At 41.6% G+C, this 26,269-nt stretch carries 31 protein-coding genes; 13 read left to right on the top strand and 18 right to left on the bottom strand.

Annotated elements, in window-relative coordinates; all coding sequences use genetic code 11:
- Positions 1 to 29: 29 nt before the first annotated feature.
- The gene (locus tag Q0788_RS11510) at positions 30 to 1,079 is read left to right on the top strand and encodes a zinc-binding alcohol dehydrogenase family protein (protein WP_298810964.1); all 1,050 of its coding nucleotides are present in this window, start codon (positions 30 to 32) and stop codon (positions 1,077 to 1,079) included.
- Between the two features lie 99 nt (positions 1,080 to 1,178).
- The gene (locus Q0788_RS11505; RefSeq protein ID WP_298810796.1) at positions 1,179 to 1,484 is read left to right on the top strand and encodes a putative quinol monooxygenase; all 306 of its coding nucleotides are present in this window, start codon (positions 1,179 to 1,181) and stop codon (positions 1,482 to 1,484) included.
- A gap of 166 nt (positions 1,485 to 1,650) precedes the next feature.
- Here the strand turns inward: Q0788_RS11505 and Q0788_RS11500 are convergent, their stop codons facing one another.
- Together Q0788_RS11500 and Q0788_RS11495 are read right to left on the bottom strand one after the other, a co-directional pair.
- Positions 1,651 to 1,839 carry a zinc-binding dehydrogenase gene (locus tag Q0788_RS11500; protein WP_298810795.1) on the bottom strand — a complete coding sequence of 63 codons (189 nt, stop codon included), beginning with the start codon at positions 1,837 to 1,839 and terminating at the stop codon, positions 1,651 to 1,653.
- Positions 1,840 to 1,897: 58 nt separating this feature from the next.
- Positions 1,898 to 2,371 carry a helix-turn-helix domain-containing protein gene (locus Q0788_RS11495; RefSeq protein WP_201569071.1) on the bottom strand — a complete coding sequence of 158 codons (474 nt, stop codon included), beginning with the start codon at positions 2,369 to 2,371 and terminating at the stop codon, positions 1,898 to 1,900.
- A gap of 102 nt (positions 2,372 to 2,473) precedes the next feature.
- On the opposite strand from Q0788_RS11495, the gene Q0788_RS11490 reads away from it, so the two are divergent.
- Positions 2,474 to 3,202: an SDR family oxidoreductase gene (locus tag Q0788_RS11490; protein WP_298810792.1), complete on the top strand. Its 729-nt coding sequence runs from the start codon at positions 2,474 to 2,476 to the stop codon at positions 3,200 to 3,202.
- 63 nt (positions 3,203 to 3,265) lie between these two features.
- Positions 3,266 to 3,853 (top strand): 2-hydroxychromene-2-carboxylate isomerase, encoded by a 588-nt coding sequence (locus tag Q0788_RS11485; protein WP_298810790.1) that lies wholly within the window; start codon positions 3,266 to 3,268, stop codon positions 3,851 to 3,853.
- A 171-nt stretch (positions 3,854 to 4,024) separates the two neighbouring features.
- Here the strand turns inward: Q0788_RS11485 and Q0788_RS11480 are convergent, their stop codons facing one another.
- Together Q0788_RS11480 and Q0788_RS11475 are read right to left on the bottom strand one after the other, a co-directional pair.
- Entirely contained in the window at positions 4,025 to 4,771 is a 747-nt protein-coding gene (locus Q0788_RS11480) for a carbon-nitrogen hydrolase family protein (RefSeq protein ID WP_298810788.1), read from the bottom strand.
- 122 nt (positions 4,772 to 4,893) lie between these two features.
- Complete coding sequence (locus Q0788_RS11475; protein ID WP_298810786.1) at positions 4,894 to 5,784, bottom strand: LysR family transcriptional regulator; 891 nt, start codon at positions 5,782 to 5,784, stop codon at positions 4,894 to 4,896.
- Between the two features lie 131 nt (positions 5,785 to 5,915).
- Between Q0788_RS11475 and Q0788_RS11470 the strand changes: the two genes are divergently transcribed.
- Positions 5,916 to 6,785: a DMT family transporter gene (locus Q0788_RS11470; protein WP_298810784.1), complete on the top strand. Its 870-nt coding sequence runs from the start codon at positions 5,916 to 5,918 to the stop codon at positions 6,783 to 6,785.
- 53 nt (positions 6,786 to 6,838) lie between these two features.
- Here the strand turns inward: Q0788_RS11470 and Q0788_RS11465 are convergent, their stop codons facing one another.
- Positions 6,839 to 7,453, bottom strand: a complete 615-nt coding sequence (locus Q0788_RS11465) for a GNAT family N-acetyltransferase (protein WP_298810782.1) — start codon at positions 7,451 to 7,453, stop codon at positions 6,839 to 6,841.
- A gap of 133 nt (positions 7,454 to 7,586) precedes the next feature.
- The gene (locus Q0788_RS11460) at positions 7,587 to 8,462 is read right to left on the bottom strand and encodes an MBL fold metallo-hydrolase (RefSeq protein ID WP_298810779.1); all 876 of its coding nucleotides are present in this window, start codon (positions 8,460 to 8,462) and stop codon (positions 7,587 to 7,589) included.
- A gap of 147 nt (positions 8,463 to 8,609) precedes the next feature.
- Here Q0788_RS11460 and Q0788_RS11455 point away from each other — a divergent pair, with 147 nt between their 5' ends.
- A complete protein-coding gene (locus tag Q0788_RS11455) occupies positions 8,610 to 9,503 on the top strand; it encodes a LysR family transcriptional regulator (protein ID WP_298810777.1) in 894 nt (297 codons plus the stop codon).
- A gap of 170 nt (positions 9,504 to 9,673) precedes the next feature.
- Here Q0788_RS11455 and Q0788_RS11450 read toward each other — a convergent pair whose 3' ends face one another.
- The 3 genes from Q0788_RS11450 to Q0788_RS11440 all read right to left on the bottom strand — a co-directional run bounded on the left by Q0788_RS11450 (position 9,674) and on the right by Q0788_RS11440 (position 12,135).
- Positions 9,674 to 10,063, bottom strand: a complete 390-nt coding sequence (locus tag Q0788_RS11450; protein ID WP_298810774.1) for an ester cyclase — start codon at positions 10,061 to 10,063, stop codon at positions 9,674 to 9,676.
- A 172-nt stretch (positions 10,064 to 10,235) separates the two neighbouring features.
- Positions 10,236 to 10,892, bottom strand: coding sequence for an oxygen-insensitive NAD(P)H nitroreductase (gene nfsB / locus Q0788_RS11445; RefSeq protein ID WP_298810771.1), 657 nt, complete (start codon positions 10,890 to 10,892; stop codon positions 10,236 to 10,238).
- A gap of 268 nt (positions 10,893 to 11,160) precedes the next feature.
- The gene (locus tag Q0788_RS11440) at positions 11,161 to 12,135 is read right to left on the bottom strand and encodes a hypothetical protein (protein ID WP_298810768.1); all 975 of its coding nucleotides are present in this window, start codon (positions 12,133 to 12,135) and stop codon (positions 11,161 to 11,163) included.
- Positions 12,136 to 12,310: 175 nt separating this feature from the next.
- Between Q0788_RS11440 and Q0788_RS11435 the strand changes: the two genes are divergently transcribed.
- Positions 12,311 to 13,225 (top strand): LysR family transcriptional regulator, encoded by a 915-nt coding sequence (locus Q0788_RS11435; RefSeq protein WP_238070080.1) that lies wholly within the window; start codon positions 12,311 to 12,313, stop codon positions 13,223 to 13,225.
- A gap of 82 nt (positions 13,226 to 13,307) precedes the next feature.
- On the opposite strand, the gene Q0788_RS11430 is transcribed toward Q0788_RS11435, so the two are convergent.
- The 6 genes from Q0788_RS11430 to pqqA all read right to left on the bottom strand — a co-directional run bounded on the left by Q0788_RS11430 (position 13,308) and on the right by pqqA (position 17,680).
- A complete protein-coding gene (locus tag Q0788_RS11430) occupies positions 13,308 to 14,363 on the bottom strand; it encodes a dipeptidase (protein ID WP_298810732.1) in 1,056 nt (351 codons plus the stop codon).
- Positions 14,360 to 15,532 (bottom strand): pyrroloquinoline quinone biosynthesis protein PqqE, encoded by a 1,173-nt coding sequence (gene pqqE / locus Q0788_RS11425; RefSeq protein WP_298810730.1) that lies wholly within the window; start codon positions 15,530 to 15,532, stop codon positions 14,360 to 14,362. The genes Q0788_RS11430 and pqqE overlap by 4 nt, the downstream gene beginning before the upstream one ends.
- Positions 15,529 to 15,825 (bottom strand): pyrroloquinoline quinone biosynthesis peptide chaperone PqqD, encoded by a 297-nt coding sequence (gene pqqD, locus Q0788_RS11420; protein ID WP_298810727.1) that lies wholly within the window; start codon positions 15,823 to 15,825, stop codon positions 15,529 to 15,531. Before pqqD ends, pqqE begins: the two co-directional genes overlap by 4 nt.
- Positions 15,822 to 16,580: a pyrroloquinoline-quinone synthase PqqC gene (gene pqqC / locus Q0788_RS11415; RefSeq protein WP_298810724.1), complete on the bottom strand. Its 759-nt coding sequence runs from the start codon at positions 16,578 to 16,580 to the stop codon at positions 15,822 to 15,824. The genes pqqD and pqqC overlap by 4 nt, the downstream gene beginning before the upstream one ends.
- Positions 16,581 to 16,622: 42 nt before the next feature.
- On the bottom strand, positions 16,623 to 17,534 hold the full coding sequence (pqqB, locus tag Q0788_RS11410) for a pyrroloquinoline quinone biosynthesis protein PqqB (protein ID WP_201569056.1): 912 nt from the start codon (positions 17,532 to 17,534) through the stop codon (positions 16,623 to 16,625).
- 71 nt (positions 17,535 to 17,605) lie between these two features.
- Positions 17,606 to 17,680: a pyrroloquinoline quinone precursor peptide PqqA gene (gene pqqA, locus Q0788_RS11405; RefSeq protein ID WP_082894360.1), complete on the bottom strand. Its 75-nt coding sequence runs from the start codon at positions 17,678 to 17,680 to the stop codon at positions 17,606 to 17,608.
- 364 nt (positions 17,681 to 18,044) lie between these two features.
- Between pqqA and Q0788_RS11400 the strand changes: the two genes are divergently transcribed.
- Positions 18,045 to 18,296, top strand: a complete 252-nt coding sequence (locus tag Q0788_RS11400; protein WP_298810723.1) for a hypothetical protein — start codon at positions 18,045 to 18,047, stop codon at positions 18,294 to 18,296.
- Between the two features lie 255 nt (positions 18,297 to 18,551).
- A complete protein-coding gene (locus Q0788_RS11395) occupies positions 18,552 to 18,797 on the top strand; it encodes a hypothetical protein (RefSeq protein WP_298810722.1) in 246 nt (81 codons plus the stop codon).
- A gap of 165 nt (positions 18,798 to 18,962) precedes the next feature.
- Here the strand turns inward: Q0788_RS11395 and Q0788_RS11390 are convergent, their stop codons facing one another.
- Both Q0788_RS11390 and Q0788_RS11385 read right to left on the bottom strand, forming a co-directional pair.
- Positions 18,963 to 19,859 (bottom strand): 3-hydroxyacyl-CoA dehydrogenase, encoded by an 897-nt coding sequence (locus tag Q0788_RS11390; protein WP_298810720.1) that lies wholly within the window; start codon positions 19,857 to 19,859, stop codon positions 18,963 to 18,965.
- Between the two features lie 525 nt (positions 19,860 to 20,384).
- Positions 20,385 to 21,323: a LysR family transcriptional regulator gene (locus Q0788_RS11385; protein WP_298810719.1), complete on the bottom strand. Its 939-nt coding sequence runs from the start codon at positions 21,321 to 21,323 to the stop codon at positions 20,385 to 20,387.
- Between the two features lie 152 nt (positions 21,324 to 21,475).
- Between Q0788_RS11385 and Q0788_RS11380 the strand changes: the two genes are divergently transcribed.
- The 4 genes from Q0788_RS11380 (at position 21,476) to Q0788_RS11365 (ending at position 24,725) form a co-directional block, all read left to right on the top strand.
- Positions 21,476 to 22,219, top strand: coding sequence for an outer membrane beta-barrel protein (locus tag Q0788_RS11380; protein WP_298810718.1), 744 nt, complete (start codon positions 21,476 to 21,478; stop codon positions 22,217 to 22,219).
- Positions 22,220 to 22,491: 272 nt separating this feature from the next.
- The gene (locus tag Q0788_RS11375; protein WP_298810716.1) at positions 22,492 to 22,932 is read left to right on the top strand and encodes a hypothetical protein; all 441 of its coding nucleotides are present in this window, start codon (positions 22,492 to 22,494) and stop codon (positions 22,930 to 22,932) included.
- Positions 22,933 to 23,042: 110 nt separating this feature from the next.
- Entirely contained in the window at positions 23,043 to 23,891 is an 849-nt protein-coding gene (locus Q0788_RS11370) for an NAD(P)H-binding protein (RefSeq protein ID WP_298810714.1), read from the top strand.
- Between the two features lie 87 nt (positions 23,892 to 23,978).
- The gene (locus Q0788_RS11365; RefSeq protein WP_298810712.1) at positions 23,979 to 24,725 is read left to right on the top strand and encodes a glutathione S-transferase family protein; all 747 of its coding nucleotides are present in this window, start codon (positions 23,979 to 23,981) and stop codon (positions 24,723 to 24,725) included.
- A 224-nt stretch (positions 24,726 to 24,949) separates the two neighbouring features.
- On the opposite strand, the gene Q0788_RS11360 is transcribed toward Q0788_RS11365, so the two are convergent.
- Positions 24,950 to 25,876, bottom strand: a complete 927-nt coding sequence (locus Q0788_RS11360) for a hypothetical protein (protein ID WP_298810709.1) — start codon at positions 25,874 to 25,876, stop codon at positions 24,950 to 24,952.
- Positions 25,877 to 26,269: the final 393 nt, after the last annotated feature.

Raw genomic sequence — 26,269 nt, 5'->3', positions numbered from 1 at the left:
TAAAAACAGGACACAATATTATGCAAACTATCAAAGCCATTGGTTATCAAAACAACCTACCTATCGATAATGAACAGTCGCTACAAGACATTACCCTTGATAAGCCAGTTGCTTCAGGCCGCGATATTCTCGTAGAAGTGAAAGCCATATCAGTCAATCCAGTAGATTACAAAATCCGTGAAGGGCGTCCTGCTGCAGAGGGTGAGTATGCTGTTATTGGTTGGGATGCTGCTGGTACTGTGACGGCTGTCGGTGAAGATGTCAGTTTATTCTCAGTAGGCGACAACGTCTATTATGCTGGAGATTTGACCCGTTCAGGCAGCAATGCTGAATATCAGTTGGTCGATGAGCGTATCGTTGGACACATGCCAGCCTCTTTGTCTTTCGCTGAGGCAGCGGCATTACCACTCACAACGATTACGGCTTGGGAGATGTTATTTGATCGTTTACAAGTGCCTGTCTCTGATAGCGCAGCGAATGACAGCGGTAGTAGCGAGAATGCTAATAACGTCTCAGTATTGGTCATTGGCGCAGCGGGCGGCGTTGGATCTATCTTAACTCAGTTATTAAAAACAAGAACATCTGCCACGATTATTGGTACAGCTTCGAGAGATGAGAGCGTGCAGTGGCTCAAAGATTTGGGTGCTGATCATGTCATCAATCACCGCAACCCATTGTCTGATGAACTACAAAAAACAGGTATTGCTGAAGTAGATTATGTTGTGAGTCTCAATAATACTGAAGATCATTATGAAGAAATCATTAAATGCTTAAAGCCGCAGGGTAAGCTTGGACTGATTGATGATCCAAAATCATTAGATGCCAACCCTCTTAAAACCAAAAGCTTAAGTCTGCACTGGGAGTTTATGTTTGCACGCTCAATGTTCAATACGCCAGACATGATTGAACAGCATCATTTATTAAATGCGGTGGCAAAATTGATTGATGCAGGCGAGATCAAAACCACGGTCGCTCACAACCTTGGGGCTATCACCGCTGAACATCTACGTAGTGCGCACCAAATGCTAGAAAAACAGCAAGCGCATGGCAAGATTGTATTAGAAGGTTGGTCTGCATAACGCATAACGCCATTTAGATTAATAGGTCCAATGTGACGCTTTTAGCAGACACGTTGGACCTATTTAAATCAATGATAATAACAAATATAGGATAAATAGATGAGCACGCAAGCAAACAAACCACTTACCATCGTCGCCACTATCAAAGCCAAACCTGAGCACGTTGAACAAGTTAAAACTGAGCTGCTTAAACTGACAGCAGCATCACAAGATGATCAAGGTTGTATCCAATATGACTTACATCAAGAAAATGCAAATAGTAACGGTTTCGTTGTTTATGAGATTTGGGAAAACAACGAGTGTCTTCAGCAACATGTACAAAGCCCGCATTTCCAAAACTATATACAAGTAACAGATGGGATGGTCGATGAGTTTGTCGTCACTGAAATGACAGTCATTTCATAGGTTTTATCTATATTCTACTGCTAACAATAAAATGAATGGTTGAAAGTCATGACTGATAAGATTGACTTTTATACTTCAAAATAGTAGCTATTGATTTAGATATGAATGGCTTTGAATAAAATATTCAAAGCTATTTACACGCTATTTGTTTGCTATTGATCGATGATTATTCTTGAGCAACTTTCAAAACGATTTTACCGACATGTTTCTTTTCTAAGAAAACCGCTTGAGCAGTATGTATCTCTTTTAATGGAAAGGTACACGCCACGATTGGATTTATTTTACGTTGTTCGATACAGTTAACGAGGTTTTGGAATACTTCAGGCTGTAGTACGGTACAACCGTAAAAGGTCAAGTCTTTTAAATAAAGTGTTCTGATGTCTAGCTCCAGTTATTCATCAACCGCTACTATATTAAATACTCACTCCATCATTACCGATCCATTTGGGACCTATTTCAACCTCAATATCACGTGCGGTAACGGCTTCAGCGCACTCGGAGCATACTGTCACCGGATGCATAATGTGACCACATGCCTTGTGTCTATGCAACAGCGGTGCCCCGCGTTCATCAGCCATGTGTTTATCACCCCAACTGACCAATGCCAGTACGACAGAGTGCAAATCTAATCCACACTCTGTCAGTCTATATTCCTCACGTAGCGGCCGCTGCTGATAGGCGACTTTTTTTAAAATATCGTATTCAACCAATTTACGAAGACGGTTAGATAGGACATGGCGTGTAATGCCCAAGCGTTGCTCAAATACGTCGAATCGTCTGACTCCCAAAAAACAATCGCGTAAAATCATGAGCGTCCAACGATCACCAATGACTGCTAAAGTGCGAGCCACCGAGCAAGACTGTTGGTCCAGTTCATCCCAGCGCATAGGTTATCTCCTTTATCTTTAAGATATAGGTTAGCTTGACAGGGTCCAAAAATAAAGCTATGTTTTTGTTAGTTCTAAAAAGGAACCTATAAGGAAATAGATATGAACAGAGCACCCGTAGCAGTTGTAATCGGCGCAGGCGATGCCACTGGCAGCGCTGTTGCCAGACGTTTTGCGCGAGAAGGTTTTACTTTGTGCGTAACCAGAAGGACTGTTGAGAAGCTAGAGACATTAGTCAGTGATATCGAAGCGGCTGGAGGAGTAGTCAAGCCATTTGGTTGTGATGCGCGTGTCGAGCAAGAGATGGTTGAGCTGTTTGCTCATATTGAAAAAGACATTGGCCCGATTGAAGTGGTGGTGTTTAACATCGGGGCAAACGTTCATTTCTCCATCTTAGATACGACAGAGAGGGTCTATCGAAAAGTGTGGGAGATGGGTGCCTTGGCTGGATTTTTGACAGGTAGAGAAGCGACAAAAGTCATGATTCCACGTGAGAGGGGGACAATTATTTTTACGGGTGCAACAGCGTCTTTACGCGGTAGTAAAGGTTTTTCGGCTTTTGCTAGCGCTAAGTTTGCTCTGCGGGCATTGGCACAAAGCATGGCGCGAGAGTTGGGGCCAAAGGGCATCCATGTCGCACATCCTATCATTGACGGTGCTATTGATACTGATTTTATTCGTGACAACTTTCCTGAGCGCTATGAGCTAAAAGACCAAGACGGTATTTTAAATCCAGAACATATCGCTGAGCAGTATTGGCAGTTGCACTGTCAGCCAAGAGATAGCTGGACGCATGAGCTGGATTTACGCCCATGGATGGAAACTTTTTGATCTTATCTAATTAGTAACCGTCAAATTTTAATGGATTTTTAATATATTGCAAGGAATGCAAAGATGAATAAACAAGTAGAGTTTTTCTTTGATGTGGGCAGCCCAGCCAGTTATTTGGCATGGACACAGTTAGCGAGTATCGCGCAGCGTCACAATGCCGAGGTCGTTTGGCGACCTATGTTACTTGGCGCAGTGTTCCAAGCCGTTGGTAACACCTCACCAGCTGCCGTACCTGCTAAAGGCGCTTATATGCTCAAAGACCTTAAGCGTTTTTCAGCCATCTATGACGTGCCTTTTCGCTTCAATCCATTTTTCCCAGTCAATACGATGCAGCTTATGCGCGGTGTTACCGCTTATTTGGGGACACCTAAATTTGAGAGTTATTTATCCGCTGTCTTTAATGGGCTATGGGCTGAAAAGTTAAATATGGAATCACCAGAAGTCGTGGCTGAAGTTCTGTCGAAAGTAGGTATTGAGGCGACTGATTTTATGGCGCGTATTAGTGAGCCTGAGGTCAAGGCGCGTTTAAAATCTAGTACCGAAGAAGCAGTAGCACGAGGCATATTTGGGGCACCAAGTTTCTTCGTAAATGATGAAATGTACTTTGGTCAAGACCGGTTGAGCTTTGTTGAAGATGCTTTGAGAGACTGAGAATAGTAAGTCATAGGATATATAGATTGCGCTGTACTAGCTCAACGATAATCCATCGGCTCTCAAGCCACCAGACATCAGCCGCGATACGTAACGGTGATTTTTCTTCACTGTGGTTTCTCTAGAAAACAACCTTGCCACTCAGTTTAATGACTAAGCTCTATGGTGACATTAAGACAAGTCTATATATTGATAGTTTTGCTTAGACTGCTCTAGTTCCTCTAAATCTATATCTACTGTTACTATATCTGGCGACGAACCAAGTTTTTTGATGATTCGTCCCGTAGGAGAGACCACCAGACTCTCTCCTACAAACTGACCGCCATGACCGACGCCCACACCGTTGCAAGTAATCACAAAACATTGGTTTTCAATGGCACGCGCTTGAGTCAATACATAGTGGGTATTTGCATAGGGAGACATATTGCCGTTTGGCATAAATATGATCTGTGCGCCTTTTTTTGCCAGTGCTCTTGAGCCTTCTGGAAACTCTAGCTCAAAACAAATCTGAGCACCACAAACCACATCATTAATGCTAACCACTGACAAGTCTTCTCCGCTTGTAAATACCCCAACATCATCAAGCCAAAGCTTTGACTTTCGGTGTTTATGAATGATTTTGCCGTTTTTTATAAAAGAACATGCGTTATAGAAAAGTTGATCCTGCTTGTCAATATGTCCAATAATGATGGTTGAATCTGTATTTTTGCTTGCTTCCAATATGCTGTGAAAGTGCTCTGTTGATTGATGATACAACGCTTCAATATTGTCTAGCGTCGGAAAGCCAGTCAAAGCAAGTTCTGGAAAAATCATAAAGCCATCACAAACTTGATGATCATGGATTGATTTTAATATCGCAGCAGCATTTACTGATACTTGATAATCGGTAATATCCATTTGATTGAGGATTATTTGCATAGGTCTTGCTCTTTATCGTAGGGGGTTGATACTTTCACAGTGCTTATTGGTCGCAATTATAGGTAATACTCGTTAATGATGGTCGTTAGAAACACTTATTTAAAATGCTATTTAAAACACTTTTAAAGACATTGTGACTCTAACCAACGACTCAATTTAATGATGTCTGGTTGATTTGACTTTAAGTCATTATAAAAGAAATAGAAACTGTCGCCAGTGAGTAATTCATGCATTGGGATTTTGACAAGATTTTGCTGATGTGTTTGTTCTAGCATCATATAGTTGTCGGTAAGCGTAATACCTAAGTTATAACGTGCAGCCTGTGCGGCAAGCAGTACATGGCTAAATTGATTAATCTTTACCTCGCTTGGCAGCTCAAACCCGCCTGCTTTACACCATTTTAGCCAATCATTAGCCGTACCTTCACTTTTGTCAGAATATTTTACGGACAGTATAGGGTGTTGCCATAACGCCTCAGGCAATGGCTGATCCTTTATTTCCGCCCAAAGTTTTTGGCCACAGACAGGAAATAGCTTCTCAGCGAATAAAAGCTTGCTGACTACATTGCGTTTCGGTGGATTGACGGTAATAAAGCAATCCGAACACTGCTCATTATAGTCGTCTTGGTCTGTCACCATATTTAAGGTCAGCTCAATCTCTGGGTGCTGTTCGCGGAAGTTTTCTAACCGAGGAATCAACCAATTGACAGCCACTGAACTATACAGCGCTAGGCGAATATGGCCAGGCTTATCATGGCGAATGGCCTGACTGGTATTGGACAGAGCCGTCAGCGATTGATTTACTTCTGTGAAATAACGCTCGCCTATATCTGTTAAAGAAAGGGTTCGGCCCTGCCTATAAAACAACGCTTCACCAAGATATTCTTCAAGCGTTCGAACCTGATGACTCACGGCACTTTGCGTTACATTGAGGCTTTCTGCTGCCTTAGAAAAACTATTAAGCCTTGCTACAGATTCAAAGCATTGTATGGCACGTAATGGGGGGAGTTTCATTATGAGTTCAACTAATACTAAACGTTTTTATATCATTATACGTCATGAGTATACGCGAATATACTATTTACCTGACCATTAGATTAAATGGCTTAATTTAAAATTTTATGTATTTTGAGATAGGTATAAGCATGATAATGCCGAAGATGAGTGTTGGGTTTGCAATGATACTGTTGGTTGCAGGAAACATGATTGCCGTCCTTTCAGATGCGCTGATAAAAGAGTTGCCAGATGGCGCAGCGGTCTATCAGTTTGTGCTATTGCGTCAGCTAACAGCTGTCTTGATGCTGCTACCGTTTTGTTTATTCAACCAAAAAGCCAAGCTACTTAGTAACGTAAAATGGCATTTTGTGCGTGGGCATATTTGGTTATTTGGCGCGGTATTTATGGTGTTGTCTATCCAAGCGCTACCGCTAGCAACGGTCAATGCGATTTTTTATACTGCGCCTTTACTGATGTTGCCTTTAGGGTTTCTGTTTTATAAAGACAGACTCACAGCACCAAGCATCATTGTGGCAATACTAGGCTTTATAGGTATTCTTGTCGTGGTAAAACCAACACAAATTAATATGGGTGCTATATTTGCGCTGATCGTGGCCTTAACCATGGCGACAAACAACCTACTAGTGCGTAAATTGCCTTCGAATCACACCGTTGCACAAACACTGTTTTTGACCAATTTAGTCGGCATACCATTTGGGCTTAGTTTGGCTATTTGGGAAAATGCCCCTTTGAGTTGGTACGCGCTATGGATAGCAGCCGGCTCAAATCTGTTTATTTTGATCTATGCAGGTATCTGCGTACTGGTCTACCGTGCGGTGGAAGCGCATAAAATCTCTAGTGCAGAATATACGGGCCTGTTAGGAGCAGTATTCATCGGCATCGTGTGGTTCCATGAGATACCAGATATCAGCTTATTGATAGGTTCAGCATTGATTATCATCCCTCTCATTTGGCTCGCCACGCTTGAGTCTATTAAATATAAAAGAACAGCCTTATAGAGCTTTTAGATTGTATTTTTTGGTCATCATGGATGATTGTCTCTATAAACGTGTTAAGACAAGAGTTTGATATAGGTATAGTGCATTATCTGCGGGTTTAGATGGTTGGGGTGCTCATCAACACGTTGATAGCCATTATTATCGTAGTACTGATAAGTGCACAGGGTGTCTGTATGTAGTGCATACGTGTCTGCACCCTGTGCCACGAGATAAGCCTCAAATGCTTGAATCAACGTCGCTCCAATACGGTGACGACGATAGTCTGGATTTACACAGAAGAACTGTAGCTCGCTATCAAAATCGACTTCTTTTCGTTTCGCACCAGCCGTTTCTTTTTTCTGTAAATCACTTAATACCTGTCGACCTTGATCAGATAGACCCAGCTTGTGTTCTATCTGATCAATAATAGGCTTATCATCGAATCGTAATGCCTTATATTGATCTTCTTTAGTGACCCCTATAACCACACCACAAATAATGTCATCATATTCTGCAACTTGTATAAAAGTAGCATAATGATAGTCTTTCGCAAGAAATAGGGTAGCCAGTTGCTTTAGAACCTGCTTATCTGTAGCAGTAGTAAAGACACTCAAATTCATATTGACGACAAAGAGGTCGACAATGGCTGTAAAGTCTTCAGGCGTAGCACGACGATACTGTATTGTCATTAGTCACTCTCATTTATCATTAAAAGTGCTAGCGTATGCTGATTGACCAAGCATTCATACGCCAGCATTTTGACACTCGTATTTCGCTAACAGACTTAGCAAAGTATAATTCTTTTTATCTAATAGTCCGTATTTACCACTTCATTTCACCTGTATTTACTTTACTGCCTATTTGTAAACTAGTATCCCCAGATAACGCGGGATAAGCTACTTCCATGGTAGAAATCACTTTTTCTGATTTCTTGGAGTCTTGCTTTTTTGCCTCATCCAGTGCTTTCTCAAAGGTTTTTAGATAACTGAGGGTAAAATCAACAGCATAGTCTTTTTTGAGTAGGTTGCCTGAATAGTGACCTGGTATCACAAGGTTTGGCTTTAATTGCTTCATGTGTTCCAATGATTGCATCCACTCGCTACGAGCTTCTTTAGTTTGGGTATCAGCAGTCCACACATGCATACCTGATGTTACTGACACACCGCCGAAAACGGTTTTTGACTCTGGTACCCACATATATGCTTGATGGGTTCCCATCTCTTTGATTTCGATTTTGTGACCTTCTAGGGTCAGTGTGGACTGATCAAGTGTTTGCGGTACTGTGATGTTGGTAGGCGCATGCTTGCCAAGGATTGGACCCCAATGCTTTAATTTTGCATCTTTAGTCGCCTCAATGTGCTCAATAATAGAAGGACTAGACATAACCTTTACATTGGGGAAGGCTTTGACTAAAGGCTGAAGACCGAAATAATAATCTGGATCGCCTGCTGTGATATAAATCATTTTTAGGTCTTTATTGCTTTTTTTGATCATATCAACCAATGCTTCACCATCTTTGACACTAAACTGTGCATCGAACAAAATAGCATCTTTCTCGCCACTTGCCAGCACAGAAACCACTGGGAAAATAGCATTTTGATCAGGTTTATATGCTTGTAGTTGTAGGTCGGCTGCGTTTGCTTGGGTTGCAAGCAGTAGCACACTGGCCGCCATAGAAGCTGTCATTAATTTTTTCATAATTCACCTATATTTTCGTTTGAGTAAATAGACCGCGTTAATAGCGGTATTCGTTGTTAATGGCTATTCTATTCGATTGTATTTCGTTTAAATACGCTATAATTCGGCATTTACTGTTTCAGTTTTCGCGCAAATAAGGATGGAGAGATGGATAGGCTGACCGCGTTGCAGGTGTTTGTTACGATCGTTGAACAAGGTAGCTTGAGCCGTGCCGCGGACAATTTAGACATGTCTAGAGCTAAGGTAACGCGCTATCTGACAGAGCTTGAGAGTTGGATGGATATGCGCTTATTACATCGCACGACTCGAAGTCTGAGCCTCACTGCACCTGGTGAGCAGACTCTTGAGGTGGCGTACCAGTTGCTTGGATTGACCGACTCGTTGGATCAGATACGCAATCAGAATACTTTGGAGCTAAAAGGTCAGCTGCGAATCACTGCCAGCTTTTCGCTGATTGATAGCCTTTTGATGGATGTGGTTGGTCGCTTTGTTTCTCACTGGCCTCAAACAGCAATTGATATTCTTACCACTGATGATTCAGTCAATTTAGTTGATGCCCGTATTGACTTGGCGATTCGTATCACCAATGACTTGGAGCCAAATGTCGTTGCCAGACGTATCGGTGAGTGCCACTCTATCGTATGCGCTGCACCTGAATATTTACAAAGTCGTGGCAGACCTACAGATGTACAGTCGCTTGTACATCACAACTGTCTATCATTTGCGTATTTTGGACGGTCGGCATGGGTGTTTGATGGGCCAAATGGTCCAGAGTCTGTTCCTATCTCTGGCAATATCAGCGCCAATATCTCTGAAGTCTTGCTCTCTGCCACGTTGCGTGGACATGGGATCAGCTTACAGCCATCTGGCGCAGTCAAATCTTTGATTGCATCTGGACAACTTATTGAGTTATTGCCTGAATGGAAACCCAAAACCTTGGGTGTTTATGTGGTTTATGCCAATCGAAAGCAGGTGACACCACTACAAAGAAAGTTTATTGATTTTCTTGCCGAAGAAATAAAGCGTTCGCCTTATTGGTAGCAAGAAACTCATAAACTAGGATATTAATAGATAGGAAATATCTTACGACGGCTCTAATGTTAACGTTAGCCAATAGGTCTCTATTACTACTATGATTAAGGATTAAAGGCGTAGATTATGCACAGTCTGATTACGCATAAAAGGGATTGTCACCTCTCTATATATATGAACTAATACATGGTTTGATCATTAGCAGAATCTTTTGGTATTTGTTGGATAGAATCCCAATGCTCGACAATTTTCCCACTATCATCAAATCGAAAGAAATCCATCGTCACGAACTCATCGATGGTTTTATTTTCGTTATGCCAGACTTGATGGGTATGCAATGAGACTAAGTCATCTTCAGCGATACAACGTACAAACTCAATTGACTTATTCGGATACTGTGCTTGCATCCGTTCAAAGTATTCAATAAATCCTGATTTACCATTGGCTACGGCGGGATTATGTTGAATATAATCATCGCCCACATAATCAGCGACGGCCTTTTGTGGATTACCCTCGTAAGCGGTCTTATAGAACGCGATAGCATTCTTTTTATTGTTTGCCAAATTCATCGTCGGCTCCAGTTATTATTTATGTTTATTTTAAAAGCAATACAGTAAATTAATAAGAAATATTATTAAAAAACGTCAGAAAATCTATAGCAGAAACTCAAACGGCCAATAGCAACGCTAAAATTATGCTTATTGACCATTTGATAATGTTTAGACTTCGCTTAGTGATTGCTTAAGCCTTAATAAAAATAGTCTCTTCACTCAAGCGCGATTTAGGTATTTTGGCGTTAAAGTCATCATCGCTGCGGTAGCCAAACGATACCACTGCCACAGCAGAATATCCTTTGCTACGTAAGTCGAACTCTGTATCAAGCGCCTGTAAATCAACGCCTTCCATAGGGACGGTATCAATACCCAAAAGCGCGCTGCCCAATAGTACCCCGCCCATGTTGAGATATACCTGTTTGGAAAGCCAATGTGGCTCATCTTTGGTATCGAATCGATGCATATCTAAGAACAATTGGCGACCTTGATGCATCTGTGCTTTGAATTCTGGCTGCGCATAGCGACCATCTTGATCTTCTTTTTCTAACACCGCCTGCATGTATTCATCGTCGGCATGGATACGAGTACAGAAAACCACCACGTGTGAGGCATCTAGGACTTTAGGTGTATTAAAATGAAAGGCGCCTTGCGTGCTTTTGGCAATGCGTGCTTTGCCTGCATCATCATCTGCAATGACAAAGCTCCATGGTTGAATATTGGTACTTGATGGACTCATCTGTAGCATGTCTTTAATCTGCTCAAAATCTTCAGCAGATATCTTTTTATTGGCATCAAATACTTTGGTGCTGTAACGCCAGTTTAGTGCTTCATTAATGGTTTTCATGATTGTCCTTAAGTAAAGTAAGTTTCAGTTTTTTAGTCAGCTGGTAATACAAATGGATTTAACAAACGGTGCCACTCAATCCTTAGCGTTCATCGTTAAGTTAACTGATTAGTCCGTCCTAGTGATGACTCATAATAGTAAAGTTCATACATTAGAACCACTAGCTATAAGAGTAAATACTTTCAATATTATTTTGATAATATGGCGTTTTTAATCTGTTTAAAGGTTATTTATCAATTGATAAATCCATTAAACGCATAAACTCATCTTAAAACGGCGCGAAATTATCAGGCTGGCTGTGCGTAGCAGTCCAACGTTGATTGGCATCAATATGACTATTAAGCCCAACTCCTCGTGGTACTTGCATATTATCGCCATATAGCCAAAGCACCATATTGGTACGTTTGCCACTGGTGATTGGGTGTGCGGCGTGCGGCACCGAGCCTCTATGAATAATCGCCATGCCAGGTTTAAAGATGGCACGTTTGGTTTGCCCTAAATGGCGATCGACAAAGTCAACTTCTGATCCAGTAAAGTCTTCGCCTGGCAAATTTAGGTTAATATTCATCGTCACCGCTGAAGCATCAGTATGAAGTTGTAGCGATGTGTCGCCTGCCGGCTGGTATTGAATCGAGAACCCAAAGGTCTGAGTGTCATAGCCATAAACATTGGCAAATAATAACCGAGCGATAGGGCGCATATATTGATTCATGACTCTATGATAAAACGCCTGAAAATTAGGGGTGGCCAGATAGCCTAGCGAGCGCGCATCTAGCATGGCCCCATTACTGTTCAATGCAATACCATAAGGAGGACGTATGGGAATGTTAGCGTCTGCGATTGCTTGCAAATAACGGCGCAGTGTTGATAGTTGTGCTGGGTCAAAGAGTTGCCCCTGATATACGTCAGGTAGTATCTCTTGCCATAAACTTTTAACAGCCGTCTCCGTAGAAGGAGTGCGCCATGCTTGCGTCACTGCATCACGTAGAGTTGGATCAAATAATGAGTCATCAAGTACAGGCAAGTCATGCTCAGTGGTTTCCCACTCTGCCCATGCTTGCTCTAGTAACTGGCTGTTTTGATGCCAGAAACGCTCTACCGATGGTGCACGTCTAAGCATGTCTGATTTTGAAGGTAGTGGTAAGTTGCGTGCTTGCTGTAGTGCGCTCTGTTGATTATCTCCATCATGGTGGCTATGGTGTTGAGTATCCTGTGTGCTCGTAGGCCGTATTATAGTATCCATCGTGTCTCTCCAAATGTGTGAGTAAATCTTATAGGTGCATGCTACTATAATTAATGATTTTGATAATCAGCAGGTTTAGAGAAACAGTTTCAATAATTTTTATATAATGATGAGGCTAGCAACAGCAAGCGATGGTGGTTGCTAAGTTAGACGCTAATTGAACGAAGGCATGACGATGAAAAATTTGCAGGATCTACGTATTTTTATTGAGACCGCTCGCTTGGGTAGCCTATCTGCCTGTGCTCGGCACTTAGATCTATCGCCTGCCGTTGTGAGTGCAGCGGTCAAGCGATTAGAAGCGGAAATTGAGACGGTGTTGTTTGTTCGCTCTACTCGTAGGCTGCGTTTAACTAGCAAGGGTGAACAATATTTAAAGCATTGCCGAGATGCGGTGGCTATCTTAGACAATGCTTATGCAGGACTACATGACAATGATGCTGAGCTGACGGGTACAATTCGGCTGTCGGCATCATCAGATTTGGGTCGAAACCTAATTTTGCCTTGGTTGGACGATTTTATAGACATTCACCCAAAAGTGACGGTGCAGCTACATATGTCTGACAGCTATGTGGACTTGTACGGTCAGCAGATTGATTTGGCACTACGTTACGGCGCACCCAAAGATTCGTCACTGGTCGCATTACCCATAGTGTTGAATAATCGTCCTATATTGTGTGCGTCAAAGGAGTATTTGAGCAAAATTGATAAGGATATTGGTATCCCAAAAATGCCGGAAGATTTATCGCAGCATAATTGCTTACGTTTGGGTCATGATGAAAAGTATTTGAGCGAGTGGACTTTTGAGAAAGCGGGAAAGACTAAACGTGTGGCCGTGGATGGCAATCGCAGAAGTAAAGACGGTGACGTTGTACGCCGCTGGGCAGTCGCGGGTAAAGGCATCGCATTAAAGTCTCAGTTAGATATCGCCGGCGATTTAAAGGCAGGGAGACTGGTTGAAGTAGAGTTGGACGGCTGGCAAGTGGCCAACTATCCACTATATTTGATTTGTCCAGAACGGCGCTTAATCGATCCATTGTTTAATGCGGTCAAAGAATACTTGATTGAACGAGTAGAGCAGGTATTAAGGTAAAACGAAAGCTAATGATTACCCTGTTTGATCAGACGAGCAAAACAGTAGTCCCTAGACAGTAATTGCTTGATGGGTATTGTAATTATTGCCATACCTTATCAAGTACCGTAAACCAGTTTTTTGACGTCACCTTTTCAATAAGTTGATCAGAGAAATGGCGTTGTTGCATTCGCTCAATCAACATAGAGATTTGACTGATATCAGATAACTCATCAGGCAGTAGGCAACCATCGAAATCAGAGCCAAACCCAACGTGATCTTCGCCTAGATGGTCGATCAGATAATCAAGATGATCAACAATCACATCAAGTGAGGTTTGCGTATTACGTTGCCCATCTGCACGAAGAAACGCCACATCAAAATTCACCCCAACCATACCACCATTTTGTTTGATGGCAGCCAGTTGTTGATCGGTTAGGTTTCTTGCTTGCGGACAGAGAGTATGTGCGTTTGAATGTGTCGCAACAATCGGCTGGCAGGCAATCTCTAGCGTATCCCAGAAAGCGCGTTCATTCATATGCGACACATCGATCAGCATATGCTTTTCACTGCACTTAAGAATGAGGTCTTTGCCTTGAGCAGTCAGCCCAGATCCAGTATCTGGAGAGTGTGGAAAAGACGCATTTAAGCCATCACCGAAGAGGCTCTTTCTATTCCATAGTGGGCCAATGCTTCTGAGTCCTGCCTCATAAAACACATCCAGCAGGTCAGGCTGTATGGCTAAAAACTCAGCACCTTCCAAATGCAATACAATGCCCAGTTGCTTATTCTGCTGACAGGCCTGAATTTGTTCTAACGAGGTGCAAATCTGAATCTGACCGTCAGATCTTGCCTGTAGTTGCTGGGCTAGTTTCAATTGCGCACAGCAGATATCGACGATTTCTTGCGGAGTAAAATCTGAATGTGATGGGTTGGCTAATTTGTCAGGATGGTTGTTTTTCACATAAGCGTAGGGCGGCAGGAAAATAGAAAATAATCCGCCCATCCAATTTGCTTCTTTGCAGCGTTGTAAATCCAAATGTCCCGGTAACGCGCCATAAATAAAGTCATGTACCGGATCGGCAGCTGAACTTAGCCAAAGGCGAGTCAACAGATCATTATGTCCATCAAATATGAGAGGCTTATTATTAGCATTCATATTTCACCTGTTACCATACGAGTAGGAATCAATTTTTCTTTATTCAGCTGTTTGTTACTCAGTGACTTAGAGTTTTTTGGATTGCGAAAGCGCAGTTCTTCAAAAGGTACAGGCGTCTCGCTGTTGATACGTGCCTCCTCAATAAGGTAGTGATAAGGCGATTTGCCACAGACAGGATCGGCGTTTTTGGCATCCCCAGTTAGCATAAACGCTTGGCAACGGCAGCCGCCATAATCGCGCTCTTTATCTGGGCAGCTTTGGCACATATCGGGCATCCAATCGTCACCGCGAAACTGATTGAAGCTCGCAGATTCATACCAAATATCCGACAGTGGTGTATGTCGTACATTAGGAAACTGTATTGGCATTTGTCTGGCAGCATGGCAAGGTAGGGCTGTACCGTCTGGTGCCACTGTTAAGAAAATCTTGCCCCAGCCATCCATACAGGGCTTTGGACGTTCTTCATAATAATCAGGCACCACAAAAATAAGTTTGCATTTGATACCACGTTCTTCAATCTGCTTACGGTATTCATTGGTAATGCGTTCGGCTCGGACCACTTGCGCTTTGGTTGGTAGTAAACCCTCTATGTTCTCAAACGCCCAACCATAAAACTGACAAATAGCTAGCTCGACCGTGTCGGCTTCCAGCTCTAAGCAGAGATCAATAATCTGATCAATCTGATCGATGTTTTGCCGATGAATGACAAAATTGAGCACCATCGGATAGTCGTACTGTTTGACCAGACGTGACATCTCATACTTTTGCTCAAAGGCATGCTTTGAACCTGCCAAGGCATTGTTGACCGTAGGATCACTGGCTTGAAAGCTAATTTGAATATGCTGAAGACCTGCTTCTTTTAAACGCGCAATCCGAGCTTCGGTCAATCCCATACCTGACGTAATCAAGTTAGTATAAAAACCTTGATTGTGCGCATAAGCGACCAGCTCTTCTAGGTCTTGACGAACCAGTGGCTCACCGCCAGAAAAGCCAAGCTGCACCGCACCCATTTGCCGCGCCTGATCAAAGACATCAAACCATTCCTCTGTCGTTAGCTCTTCTTTATACTGAGCATAGTCAATAGGGTTTGAGCAATAAGGGCATTGTAAGGGGCAGCGATAGGTTAGCTCAGCAAGCAGCCATAGCGGTAGCCCGACTGGCGCAGTCATACTAAATCAATCCAATGTTCACGCTGGGCGACCAGCATATATTCGATGATGTCTTGCTCGATTTCGGGAATATCGCCAAACATAGCTTGCACCTTTTGGATAATATCAGCAATGGACGCTTGACCATCAATATGTTGCCCAATGATGCTGGCACTGTCATTGAGCTTAATCATACCCTCAGGGTAGAGCAAGACATACGCGTTTTGCGCTGGCTCAAACTGAAAACGATAACCGTGACGCCATACCGGTACGATGGATTGATTCAGCTCAGGTAAACTAGCAGGTATACTCATTTGAACAATCCTTTATGCCAGACATTGTCAGTGGTAACACTTTGATAAGGGGCTTGATTATGCACATAGGCTAGGCTCAAGGCGTCCAATATCGTCCACAAAATATCGAGTTTAAATTGTAATATCTCAAGCATGCGTTCTTGCTGCTCGGCTGTTTTGAATGAGTCGAGTGTGATGGTCAGACCATGCTCAACATCTCGGCGCGCTTGACTCAAGCGTGAGCGGAAATAGGTATAGCCTTGCTCCTTTATCCAAGGATAATGCTTGGGCCAGGACTCTAAACGTGACTGGTGAATCTGCGGGGCAAACAGCTCAGTCAGTGAGCTACTGGCGGCTTCTCGCCATGAGGTACGCCGTGCAAAGTTCACATAAGCATCGACGGCAAAACGCACACCCGGTAGCACTAGCTCTTCAGAAATTACCTGCTCACGGGTCAAACCAACTGCTTCTGCCAGACCCAACCACGCTTCACGACCACCGCCGTCAGGATATACGCCATCTTGATCAATCATGCGCTGGATCCATTCTTGACGTACGCGCTGATCAGGACAGTTTGCCATAATGGCTGCGTCTTTCAATGGGATGTTGATCTGATAATAAAAACGGTTAGCGACCCACGCTTGGATCTGCTGCTGGGTCGCTTTGCCTTCATGCATCATGATATGAAAAGGATGGTAAATATGATAATACTGACCCTTGGCCATAATCGCTTGTTCAAACGCTTCTGGGCTTAGCGCTGTGTTTTTTTCTTGCATTGTTCTCACCTTACGATTGCTATCTTTGCCTTACCGTTTGTCTTAAAGCTCAATCTGCATACCATCAAATGCTACTTCAACACCATGTTGTTTTAATGTCGCAGCCTGTTCAGACTGTTCATTCAATATCGGGTTGGTGTTATTGATATGGATCAGCACCTTACGAGCGTTATCGAGCTGATCTAGATAATGCAGCGAGCCATCTTCACCACTAATATGTAAATGCCCCATGTCTTGGCCGGTCTTCGTACCGACGCCGCATTCTTGCATTTCATTGTCAGTCCAGAGCGTACCGTCAATCATTACGCAATCAGAGCTTTTCATAATCTGCATCACTTGCTCGTCAATTTTACCGAGACCTGGCGCATAAAATAGTTGTTTTTGTGTTTTTAAGTCTTTTACAATCAGGGCAATATTGTCGCCATCATGCGGGTCGTTGCGGTGCGGAGAGTAGGGCGGTGCAGAGCTTCTAATTACTAAAGGCGTCAATTCTAAATTGTCAAATCCTTCAATCTTAAACGTCTTTTCTGGATCAATTTGATTATATTGCAAGCCGCCATTCCAGTGCTTTAACATATTAAAGAGAGGAAATCCTGTTGTTAGATCTTGATAGACCATGTCAGTACACCAAACAGGAATTGGACAACCTTCACGCAGGGTCAATAGCCCCGTCGTATGGTCAAGTTGACTGTCCATTAAGACTACATTGGTGATACCTGTATCTCTCAATTGACGTGCTGGCTGTGCCGCCTTGAACTCAAATAATTGTTGGCGGATATCAGGGGATGCGTTGAATAAGATCCAATCCACACCATTTTCTGATATGGCTATCGAAGATTGGGTGCGGGTTTTTGCCTGAATCGTGCCTTGACGCACACCGTGGCAATTATCGCAGTTACAGTTCCACTGCGGGAAACCGCCACCAGCAGCTGAGCCTAAAACGTGAATATACATAAATCAATATTTCCAAAAAAATAAAAGCCCTAATCATCTAGGGCTTTTAATGGATTGAGTGCTAATGAGTTTTAGCGTGCTTCGAAATACATAGTCACTTCGAAACCGATACGAATGTCTTGAAAAGCTGGTTTGGTCCACTGCATGGGATTACTCCGGAACGATCTTACTATTTAAGAAGTAAGATTAATAAAGTGAATGAGTGATAAAGGGTAGTATAAGCTGCCCCCCGCTGTCAATTTCTTAGATGTTAGTAAAGCGTTAACGAGCATCGATTAAGCAGTCTTTTATAGCATAAATGAAAGCCGATTTATCATACCGAAAAGACAGTATATCGAGCATAAGATTAAAAATATCTTTGAATAGACTAAGTATAAATTATAACTATAAAAAATATGCTTGAATTGAGTTAGGCGTATTTAGAGAACTTATAAGTTATACAGATATATTGCAAAAACCGAATTTATCTATAAAGTAATAGTTTAACTTGATAGATATTGGAGCCTGAAGATGATTGCTGAATTACAAGGCAGTGAGTTAACCAAAGCAATCTTGGAAAATGTCAGCAACTATGTATGGTGTGCTGTCAGCAACGTTAGCGATGATTATGTTATCGCAACCATAGATAATGGTTACTACGAATTATTGGTTCCTATTGTAGCCTTTAATAACGACCAGTTCGTTTGTGATAAAGGTGATCTATGGGAGTACGCTGTCTCAGTAAAGAGAGTGGCACTTACTCATGATGATGTGGGGCTATAACTCATTATCAGTATAGTGACTGTTACGTTCTACATACAGATTAGTCTTACAGCCTATGCATAAAAATATACCACCTGTCTACAACTTCTTGTTCTAGCTGACAATACATCTGTACTATCTATTCATAAGCTCATCTGTCTAACCACCAATATTTTGCAACGATAGATAAAACAGGTTCGAAGATGCTCAAGTGATTGCTGTTACAAAACCGCTTGTTTAGCTTACTAATCATTGTCATTGAATAGGAGTAACAACATGGATACGGTAATTGTTGGAAGCGAACTAACTCGTTCAATGCTTGAGGATGGTCATCAAAGTATAGGGTGTGCTGTGAGTGACGAGAGTGATGAGAACGCTATAGAAGATCAGGTAGGTAATGACTTCACATCTCGCATTGTGGCTTTTGAAGATGGCCAGTTCTATTGTACGGGCGGTATGCCTTGGAAGTATGCAGTGCCAATTGAAATAATTGCATTGACGCGATATGACTTTTCTCTTTAGCGAACAAACATAACTTAGATAAGTTTGGACAGTCATAGCCGAAAGTAAATCCTAATATCAAGATATTTAGTTAGATAAAATGCGCGACTGACAAGGCCATTCAAGCGATGCAATATATAGCTTGAATGGCCTTTTGTGTTTTAGAGCCAGTTTGAAAGCTATTTATTATTTTAAAAATTCAGGGCGCATAAAGGCTGGGTTTGGATACGTATAAAATCCTTCACCAGTCGCGAATCCTAGTTTGTTTTGATCGATTAATTGCTCTTTTAAATATTGAGCAGCCTTGAACCTCACAGGGTTTTGAGTTTTTTCAGCAGATAGTTTTGTGATGTTGTATGCAGTGTTGATACCGATAGTGTCCAATATGGCAAAGGGACCTGACGGCGCGCCAGTTACTATCATCCACGTTTTATCTATCGTATGTGGATCGGCAACCTCTTTTGCAACCAATTGCAAAGCTGCATCTATAAAAGGCGCCAACAAACTGTTCATGATATAGCCGGGTTGCTCCTTATCCAGCGGCATTGCCACCATACCGATGGCAGTAGCAAAAGCAACAACCTCATCAAATACTTTAGGATCTGTCCCAGGGTGTCCCATGATTTCGGCGACATTATGCATCCAAATCTTATTGGCAAAGTGTAGCGCTAAAAACTGCGCAGGTCGTCCTGTTGATTCTGCAAACTGACTAGGAAGTAAGGTTGAAGTATTGGTCGCAAAGATGGTTTTCTCTGGCGCTAATTTGGCAAGTTTTTCATAAAATTCGATTTTAATTTCAGGAATCTCGGGAATGGCTTCAATCATCAGGTCAGCATCTTTGATTGCTTCTGCTAAGTCTGAGGTGTAGCTGAGATTATCAAAAGCCTTATCCAACTGCTCTTGAGTTGCCCTCAAATCCTTTCGAAAAGCCTTACACATCAATTGAAATTTTGACTTTGCTTTTTCTAAAATCTCATCATTGATGTCATAGACACTGACATTAAAACCATGAAATGCGGCCTGAAAAGCAATTTGGTAGCCTAGGATGCCGCTTCCAGCGACAGTTACATTTTTATACGTCATTGTATTTATTTCCTAATAGTAGTGAATATAAGTTGCTAGATAAATGTCTAGAACTTATAGACCTATTATTAGATTGTTTTATCTTATTATTCAACCTTCATTTTTATAAAAAAATTAAAGAGAACCCAAAACTATCGCTATGCAGGTATCAGATAAGTTCACACCACTTGACTTCTTATATTTATAGGTAATTCAATAGCTTGCTGATCATATTGCTAGCTTCACACCTAATGATTTTATGATAACTGAAGGCTAATTTCATATCAGAACGACATTTTTAATGACTGTTGATGTCAAAATTCTATCGACGTGAAGAATGACATAAGCAGTGATGTAGGAATACTCAACAGACCTTAGGGCGTGTCCTCAATTCAATCGATAGTCATCTAAATGGGTTAAAAATGGCTAAATCTTGCCAAACAGCGTCAAATAGCTGACTAATATCTCGATATTATCTTCGCTATTTTCCTTGTTTGACTGCGATTTATCTCATTTTTATCACCATTTTTAAAATGAGGACACGCCCTAGTACGTTCTAAAAATATCAGTAGACGCGACAACCTGTTCCCTAAACCACTGATGCTTAGGGTCTTTTTGATATTTCTTGTGCCACAGCATCCGCATAGTAATCGGTGTGGGTTGATAAGGTAATGCCACGCTGTCTAAATGCTCAAATCCCAACGTATTCAATTTACTAGGGACAATAGCCATTAATTCTGACCCTTTAACGAACGTTGCCATCGTCGCAAAGCTATTGGTGCGTATGACGGTATTGGCATCTATCGCTTGAATAATTTGTTTATTCGTTTGGCTGGCAGACGCACCTTTGGTAAAGCTCAGTCCCACGTAGCGGGCATTATCAAAATCTTGCTCGGTTACAGGAGGTGAGCGGTAGGCAGGATCGTAATAACACCGTGCCACATCGTCAAATAAGCGTACGCTCATAATGTCATTGTGATCAGGGGCAAAGGGAGAAAATGCCACATCAACATTATGTTGCCGAAGTTGCTCAATATCAGGCTTGCGAGAAGGCAATATATTTAAGCGAAACGAAGCCACTTGTGCGCTAATTTGTTGCATTGCCTGTGTTAAAAACACACCCACCTGATAATCATTTGCCAAAATCGTGTAATCAAAATGAGCCAGCTTTGGCTTAAACTCTTGGGTCTGCGTTAACTCATCTAGTCGAACCAACAACGGTTTAATTTCTTGATATAAATATTCGCTTTTTTGGGTCGGCATCACGCTTCTACCTGAACGCACAAACAACTCATCGTCAAATATTAGCCTTAGTTTTTGCAAACTATGGCTAATGGTCGATTGTGTCAGATCCAGTTGTTCGGCAGTTTTAGTCACTGTGCCGACCTCGTGCAAGGTGGTGAATACCAACAAGTGCTGTCCGCTTAACGCTAAATAATCGAAATCTTTCATAATAAGTATGAATAAACCTCTGTTTTTATTCATGAGTTGGTAGCATATGATGGTTGTCATCGGGTTGCAAGAATTTAATATTCCAAAAACCCTAAGTCTTAAACACTGCTTTATTAAATAGTAGGTCTTTGATAAAGCAGTCACTAACCATTGGCTTTGAACACCTTCTCAATTAGGGAACACTTATGACATCTTTAATCAACGCAAAAGCATTATCTACCTTTGCTGTTTTAGGCTTATTTGCACTACCTACAGTCGCCATGGCAGATATGACAGAGGGTCTATATGGTACAGCACAACTGGGCTATAGCATTGCGGACACTGATTCAAAAGCCTATGGTAATAACATTGCAACCGATGACGATTTTCCAAGTTCATTTGAAGCTGACAATAGTATGGTCGGCGGTATAGGATTGGGTTATCAGTTTAACCAGAACCTACGTATAGAAGGTCGATTGGCAAAACGTAGCTTTGATATTGATGACTCACGTTACGGTACGGGCGCTCGTGATGGCGATCAATACATTTTAGATGGTGAGTTTGAAAGCTTAACGATGACTCTTGAAGGGTTTTACGATTTCCCTATTAGTGCCTCATTTACCCCTTACGCTAAGGCAGGTATTGGACTCTCAAAAAATGACTATTCTGCTCGATTGGGCGGAACTGGCGTAGCAGGGTTTGACGCATTTGATGGCAAAGCAGATGGCTATTATGACAACTACGCTGATGGCGACTCTAGCGAATTTACATGGAATATCGGAGCAGGTGCAAGCTATGCATTGACCCCAAGCACCCATTTATATGGAGAGTATCAATACATCGATTTTGGTGGCGACGTACAAACAGGGCAAGACGGCTTCAGCGATGGCTTTGAGATCAACGACGCCTCTGCTCATGAATTTAACCTAGGCTTACGCTATCAGTTTTAAGGTTTTTTAATTTATTAACTTATCTTAGGGCGTGTCCTCATTTTAAAAATGGTGATAAAAATGAGATAAATCGCAGTCAAACAAGAAAAATAGCGCAGATAATATCGAGATATTAGTCAGCTATTTGACGCCGTTTGGCAAGATTTAGCCATTTTTAACCCATTTAGATGACTATCGATTGAATTGAGGACACGCCCTAGTCTCGATATTTCACCTGTATCTAAATACTTAAAACAAATTCTAAATCATCAATCTATCCAAAAGGTATCACTATGAAAATTTCAAAAGCTGCTTTATTAACCACTGTTGTTATTAGTACATTTGCATTGACTGCTTGCAACAACTTGCAACCTGCTCATCAAACTCAAAAGCATACGCAGCATAATAGCCATCATCAAGGTGCTGACGTAGTATCAAACGCTAAAGTGATTGAGATTGCCTCTTTCAAACTTAAACCAAGTATCTCTTACGATAATTTTGCCGTTCTTGATCATAGCGTTGAGGTCAATCATGTGGCAAAACAAAAGGGCTTTGTGTCTCGTGAGTCAGCAATGGGCGAAAACGGCGAATGGGTGGTTGTGGTGCATTGGGAAACGTTAGCGGATGCGGATGCTTCCATGACAAGTTTTACTAAAACACCTATGGCAGCTGAATTTATGGGCAGTATAGATTTAGAGACGATGGCAATGAATCGCTATACCTTAGTAGATTAGTTTGAAATAAATAGCAATTTCAATCAGTTGCAAACCAGTAGATCGATTAGGGTTTATCTATTAACCCTAATCGACGTTCATTCTAGTTAAGAGAATCAAAGAGGTGCACTATGAAAATCGCCGTTACAGCCGCCAATGGAAAACTAGGGTCTGCCATTATTGATAATCTCCTACAGGCGTATGCTGCAACAGACATCGTGGCGCTGGCACGCACTCCTGCCAAAGCTGAGTTTTTGACTAAGCAGTATGGCATAGAGGTCAGAGCAGGTGATTATGATGATGTACAACAGCTTGAGAATTCATTACAAGGTATAGATAGCGTTTTACTAGTGTCTAGTATGGATGAGCCTGCTAAGCGTATTGGTCAGCATCGCAATGTCATTGAGTCTGCGAAAAAAAATGATGTGACAAAAATCGTGTATACCAGTATTCAGGGTTCTAGTACTCAAACTGCGTTTGCGCCGATTGTGAAGAGTAATCAGCAAACAGAACAAGATATCAAAGATAGTGGTCTCAATTGGGTGATAGGCCGCAATGGTATCTATATCGAGCCTGATGTGGATTATATCGATAGCTATAAGGCACAGGGTGAGATTACTAACTGTGCAGGTGAGGGCAAGTGTGGCTATACCACTCATGAAGAATTGGCGGTCGCTTATAGCCAAATGCTAATCAATGCTAAGCACGATGCCAATATTTATAATTTAAATGGTGAATCCATTACCCAGCAGCAGCTCACTCAGTACTTAAATGACAGGTTTGGTACAACGCTTAGTTATCGCTATATGACCGTGGAGGCATTTAAACAAGACCGTATTGATGAACTAGGCGAGTTTATTGGGACAGTAATCGCTGGTATTTATGAGCAGATAGCAATAGGTGCTATGCACAACCAAAGCGATTTTGCCAAGGTAGTGGGCCGCGAACATATGAGCTGGACTGAGTACTTTAATAATTAATAAGACCGCGCATACTTAATCTAAATATTATTAGAACGCGATAAATGACCGCTCTTTCATGTAATGCAAAATGCAAGGAAGACTACTATGCCTATTATTACGCCTACAAATAAATCCGTTACCAAATTCGAAGGTTTACACTTGTATCACGCGCCATTTTCAAACTGTGCTATGCGCGTAAGGATTGCATTAGCGGAGAAGCAGCTAGAGTGGACAAGCCATCTTATTGATCTATCCAAAGGTGAACAGCGTAGCAAAGAATATCTAGGAATCAACCCTAACGGTGTGGTACCAACCTTGGTAGATGAAGGTGTGGTTATTATTGATTCGACCGATATCATTGATTATTTAGACACCACCTATGAATCCAATTCGTTGCGTCCTGATAGTGAAGCTGAAATGCAGGCCATGTATGATTGGATGCATATGGCAAAAGATAATCATCTGTCTATAAAAACTTATATGTATTATAAATTAGGTGCCACGGGTCTTAGCGAAGAAAAGCTAACAGAATACCGCAAAAACCAAACTTACGACAAAGCACTGTTAGCATTTCACGAGCACCGTAGTACACATGGTTTTAGTCAAGAGGATGTTGATAAGGCTACTGCAGTGCTTGATGATTGTTTTGCAAAAATGGACGCGCGTCTCAAAGATTATGATTGGCTAGTTGGCGACGCCTTTTCATTGGCGGATATTACTTGGATTCCGCAACTGGTTGTTTTAGGTAGAGCGGGCTATCCTTTTGCTCAGTATGCACACTTTGAGCGCTGGAAAAATGCAATTATGGCACGCCCTAGTTTTAAACAATCAGTTACTGATTGGTTGAAGTAGAGATGAGTGACAATAATCATGTGCCTAAGTGATTAATAGTTCGCTATAGATATGCTTTGACTATAGCTTTACCATCAAGTAATAGCATACGCTTAGCCAGTGCATTTCCCTTCGCTTGAGTTTGATATTAGTGATCAAACATAAAAAAAACGCCCATTACTGGCGCTATTTTTTATTCTATTTTATAAACAAGACTCATGATAGCTTTTTGGCAAAAACTATTTTTAGTAGTTGGCTTTGATTTGTGTTTCTAAGAAATTAGCCGCGACGTCATTGTACAGACTACAATAAACTTCTTCGATGTCAGGGTTAGTATTGAAATTCTCTTGGACTCCGCTTTGATTATAGAAAGCATCATATATCAAGCCGTTGTATCTAACAGCTGCCACGATCTCGCCATCTTCATCAGTATACCGAGCAGCTGGTAGCTCGTTGTCGATTCCGATGTTTTCTTTGACAAGATTGGTGACAGTGTTATACGTTTTCTCGTTAGCAATCCACTCATCTATAGTCATGCTACCTTCATCTTCGTCTTCAGAAAAGGTATAGAAATTTTGATTAGGTGTCTCTAGGAATATATAGCATTGAGAGCCGCTCGGAAAAACAGGGTTAACACTGCTAGGAAAAGAAGATAACTCAGTGTCAATACCAGTTTTAGCATTGAATGGCTGTTTGCCTACGCCTTCAAGGTCAAGGGTTATAATGTCATAAGTTGAATTGACGGAAGCATTTCCTGAACGAATATTTAGCTTGAACGTATCACTATCAACAAAGCTAATGTTATAAAATTGACTATCAAAATCCTCAGGAACCGCAATGAACAAATTTTGGCCAGCGTAAAACTCTAATTCAGAGACATCACCTACGCTATCCTGATATGCAGTAGGTGAGCTTCCTACAATAGTAGATATTGTCTGCATTAAGCCGCTATTGCTAAGTCTATAAGCGAGCTTACCCCATCCATCTTTATATTGGTTATTTGATATATCAGTAAAGGGATCAAATTCTGTATAGCTCAGTTCATTATTAACGATAGGACCACCATCGTCTCCATTGCTTGCGACGTACTGACCGTCACTATCTCCGCCACATCCAGTAAGTACTAAGGCACTGGCCAATGCGAGGCCCGTATATAATTTATTAATTTGCATATTGTTACCTATCGTTAGCTTCCTGTAAGAAAGTAATCATAGTTAAAGCTATATTAAATTGCAAAACAAAATTTCAGTCTTAACGTTATCGCTACAATTGTAATGTATCTTACTTAGTGAAACTATCCTAGCTATTTATTGAAAACCTGCAACTTATAAATTGTGTTACTTGAGTAGCAAATGGCGATGGTCTGATTTATAGCAAGAGAAAAAGGCATTGATACAGGTAATATTGATGGGTAAAAAGTGAATAATTATTAATGGAAAAGATTATCGTATCGTTTTTTTACCTAGCTTTAGGCAGGCTATTTATATTTGTTATATAAAATATATTCATGGAAAATGATGAATATTTCTGATATACCTAGTTATACTAATTAATTTGGTTAGTTT

The sequence above is a fragment of the uncultured Psychrobacter sp. genome (genome assembly GCF_947500265.1).
GTDB lineage: Bacteria > Pseudomonadota > Gammaproteobacteria > Pseudomonadales > Moraxellaceae > Psychrobacter.
This window is presented reverse-complemented; position numbering and strand designations above follow the sequence as displayed.

Coding starts and splice junctions, on each gene's coding strand:
- Q0788_RS11505 (WP_298810796.1), top strand. CDS start 1,179: ATGAGCACGCAAGCAAACAAACCACTTACCATCGTCGCCACTATCAAA.
- pqqC (WP_298810724.1), bottom strand. CDS start 16,580: ATGCAAGAAAAAAACACAGCGCTAAGCCCAGAAGCGTTTGAACAAGCG.
- nfsB (WP_298810771.1), bottom strand. CDS start 10,892: ATGAAAACCATTAATGAAGCACTAAACTGGCGTTACAGCACCAAAGTA.
- Q0788_RS11380 (WP_298810718.1), top strand. CDS start 21,476: ATGACATCTTTAATCAACGCAAAAGCATTATCTACCTTTGCTGTTTTA.
- Q0788_RS11365 (WP_298810712.1), top strand. CDS start 23,979: ATGCCTATTATTACGCCTACAAATAAATCCGTTACCAAATTCGAAGGT.
- Q0788_RS11460 (WP_298810779.1), bottom strand. CDS start 8,462: ATGAAAAAATTAATGACAGCTTCTATGGCGGCCAGTGTGCTACTGCTT.
- Q0788_RS11480 (WP_298810788.1), bottom strand. CDS start 4,771: ATGCAAATAATCCTCAATCAAATGGATATTACCGATTATCAAGTATCA.
- Q0788_RS11465 (WP_298810782.1), bottom strand. CDS start 7,453: ATGACAATACAGTATCGTCGTGCTACGCCTGAAGACTTTACAGCCATT.
- pqqE (WP_298810730.1), bottom strand. CDS start 15,532: ATGACTGCGCCAGTCGGGCTACCGCTATGGCTGCTTGCTGAGCTAACC.
- Q0788_RS11370 (WP_298810714.1), top strand. CDS start 23,043: ATGAAAATCGCCGTTACAGCCGCCAATGGAAAACTAGGGTCTGCCATT.
- pqqB (WP_201569056.1), bottom strand. CDS start 17,534: ATGTATATTCACGTTTTAGGCTCAGCTGCTGGTGGCGGTTTCCCGCAG.
- Q0788_RS11430 (WP_298810732.1), bottom strand. CDS start 14,363: ATGAATGCTAATAATAAGCCTCTCATATTTGATGGACATAATGATCTG.
- Q0788_RS11485 (WP_298810790.1), top strand. CDS start 3,266: ATGAATAAACAAGTAGAGTTTTTCTTTGATGTGGGCAGCCCAGCCAGT.
- Q0788_RS11455 (WP_298810777.1), top strand. CDS start 8,610: ATGGATAGGCTGACCGCGTTGCAGGTGTTTGTTACGATCGTTGAACAA.
- Q0788_RS11450 (WP_298810774.1), bottom strand. CDS start 10,063: ATGAATTTGGCAAACAATAAAAAGAATGCTATCGCGTTCTATAAGACC.
- Q0788_RS11475 (WP_298810786.1), bottom strand. CDS start 5,784: ATGAAACTCCCCCCATTACGTGCCATACAATGCTTTGAATCTGTAGCA.
- Q0788_RS11435 (WP_238070080.1), top strand. CDS start 12,311: ATGAAAAATTTGCAGGATCTACGTATTTTTATTGAGACCGCTCGCTTG.
- Q0788_RS11490 (WP_298810792.1), top strand. CDS start 2,474: ATGAACAGAGCACCCGTAGCAGTTGTAATCGGCGCAGGCGATGCCACT.
- Q0788_RS11470 (WP_298810784.1), top strand. CDS start 5,916: ATGATAATGCCGAAGATGAGTGTTGGGTTTGCAATGATACTGTTGGTT.
- Q0788_RS11360 (WP_298810709.1), bottom strand. CDS start 25,876: ATGCAAATTAATAAATTATATACGGGCCTCGCATTGGCCAGTGCCTTA.
- Q0788_RS11385 (WP_298810719.1), bottom strand. CDS start 21,323: ATGAATAAAAACAGAGGTTTATTCATACTTATTATGAAAGATTTCGAT.
- Q0788_RS11400 (WP_298810723.1), top strand. CDS start 18,045: ATGATTGCTGAATTACAAGGCAGTGAGTTAACCAAAGCAATCTTGGAA.
- Q0788_RS11440 (WP_298810768.1), bottom strand. CDS start 12,135: ATGGATACTATAATACGGCCTACGAGCACACAGGATACTCAACACCAT.
- Q0788_RS11375 (WP_298810716.1), top strand. CDS start 22,492: ATGAAAATTTCAAAAGCTGCTTTATTAACCACTGTTGTTATTAGTACA.
- pqqD (WP_298810727.1), bottom strand. CDS start 15,825: ATGAGTATACCTGCTAGTTTACCTGAGCTGAATCAATCCATCGTACCG.
- Q0788_RS11390 (WP_298810720.1), bottom strand. CDS start 19,859: ATGACGTATAAAAATGTAACTGTCGCTGGAAGCGGCATCCTAGGCTAC.
- Q0788_RS11495 (WP_201569071.1), bottom strand. CDS start 2,371: ATGCGCTGGGATGAACTGGACCAACAGTCTTGCTCGGTGGCTCGCACT.
- Q0788_RS11395 (WP_298810722.1), top strand. CDS start 18,552: ATGGATACGGTAATTGTTGGAAGCGAACTAACTCGTTCAATGCTTGAG.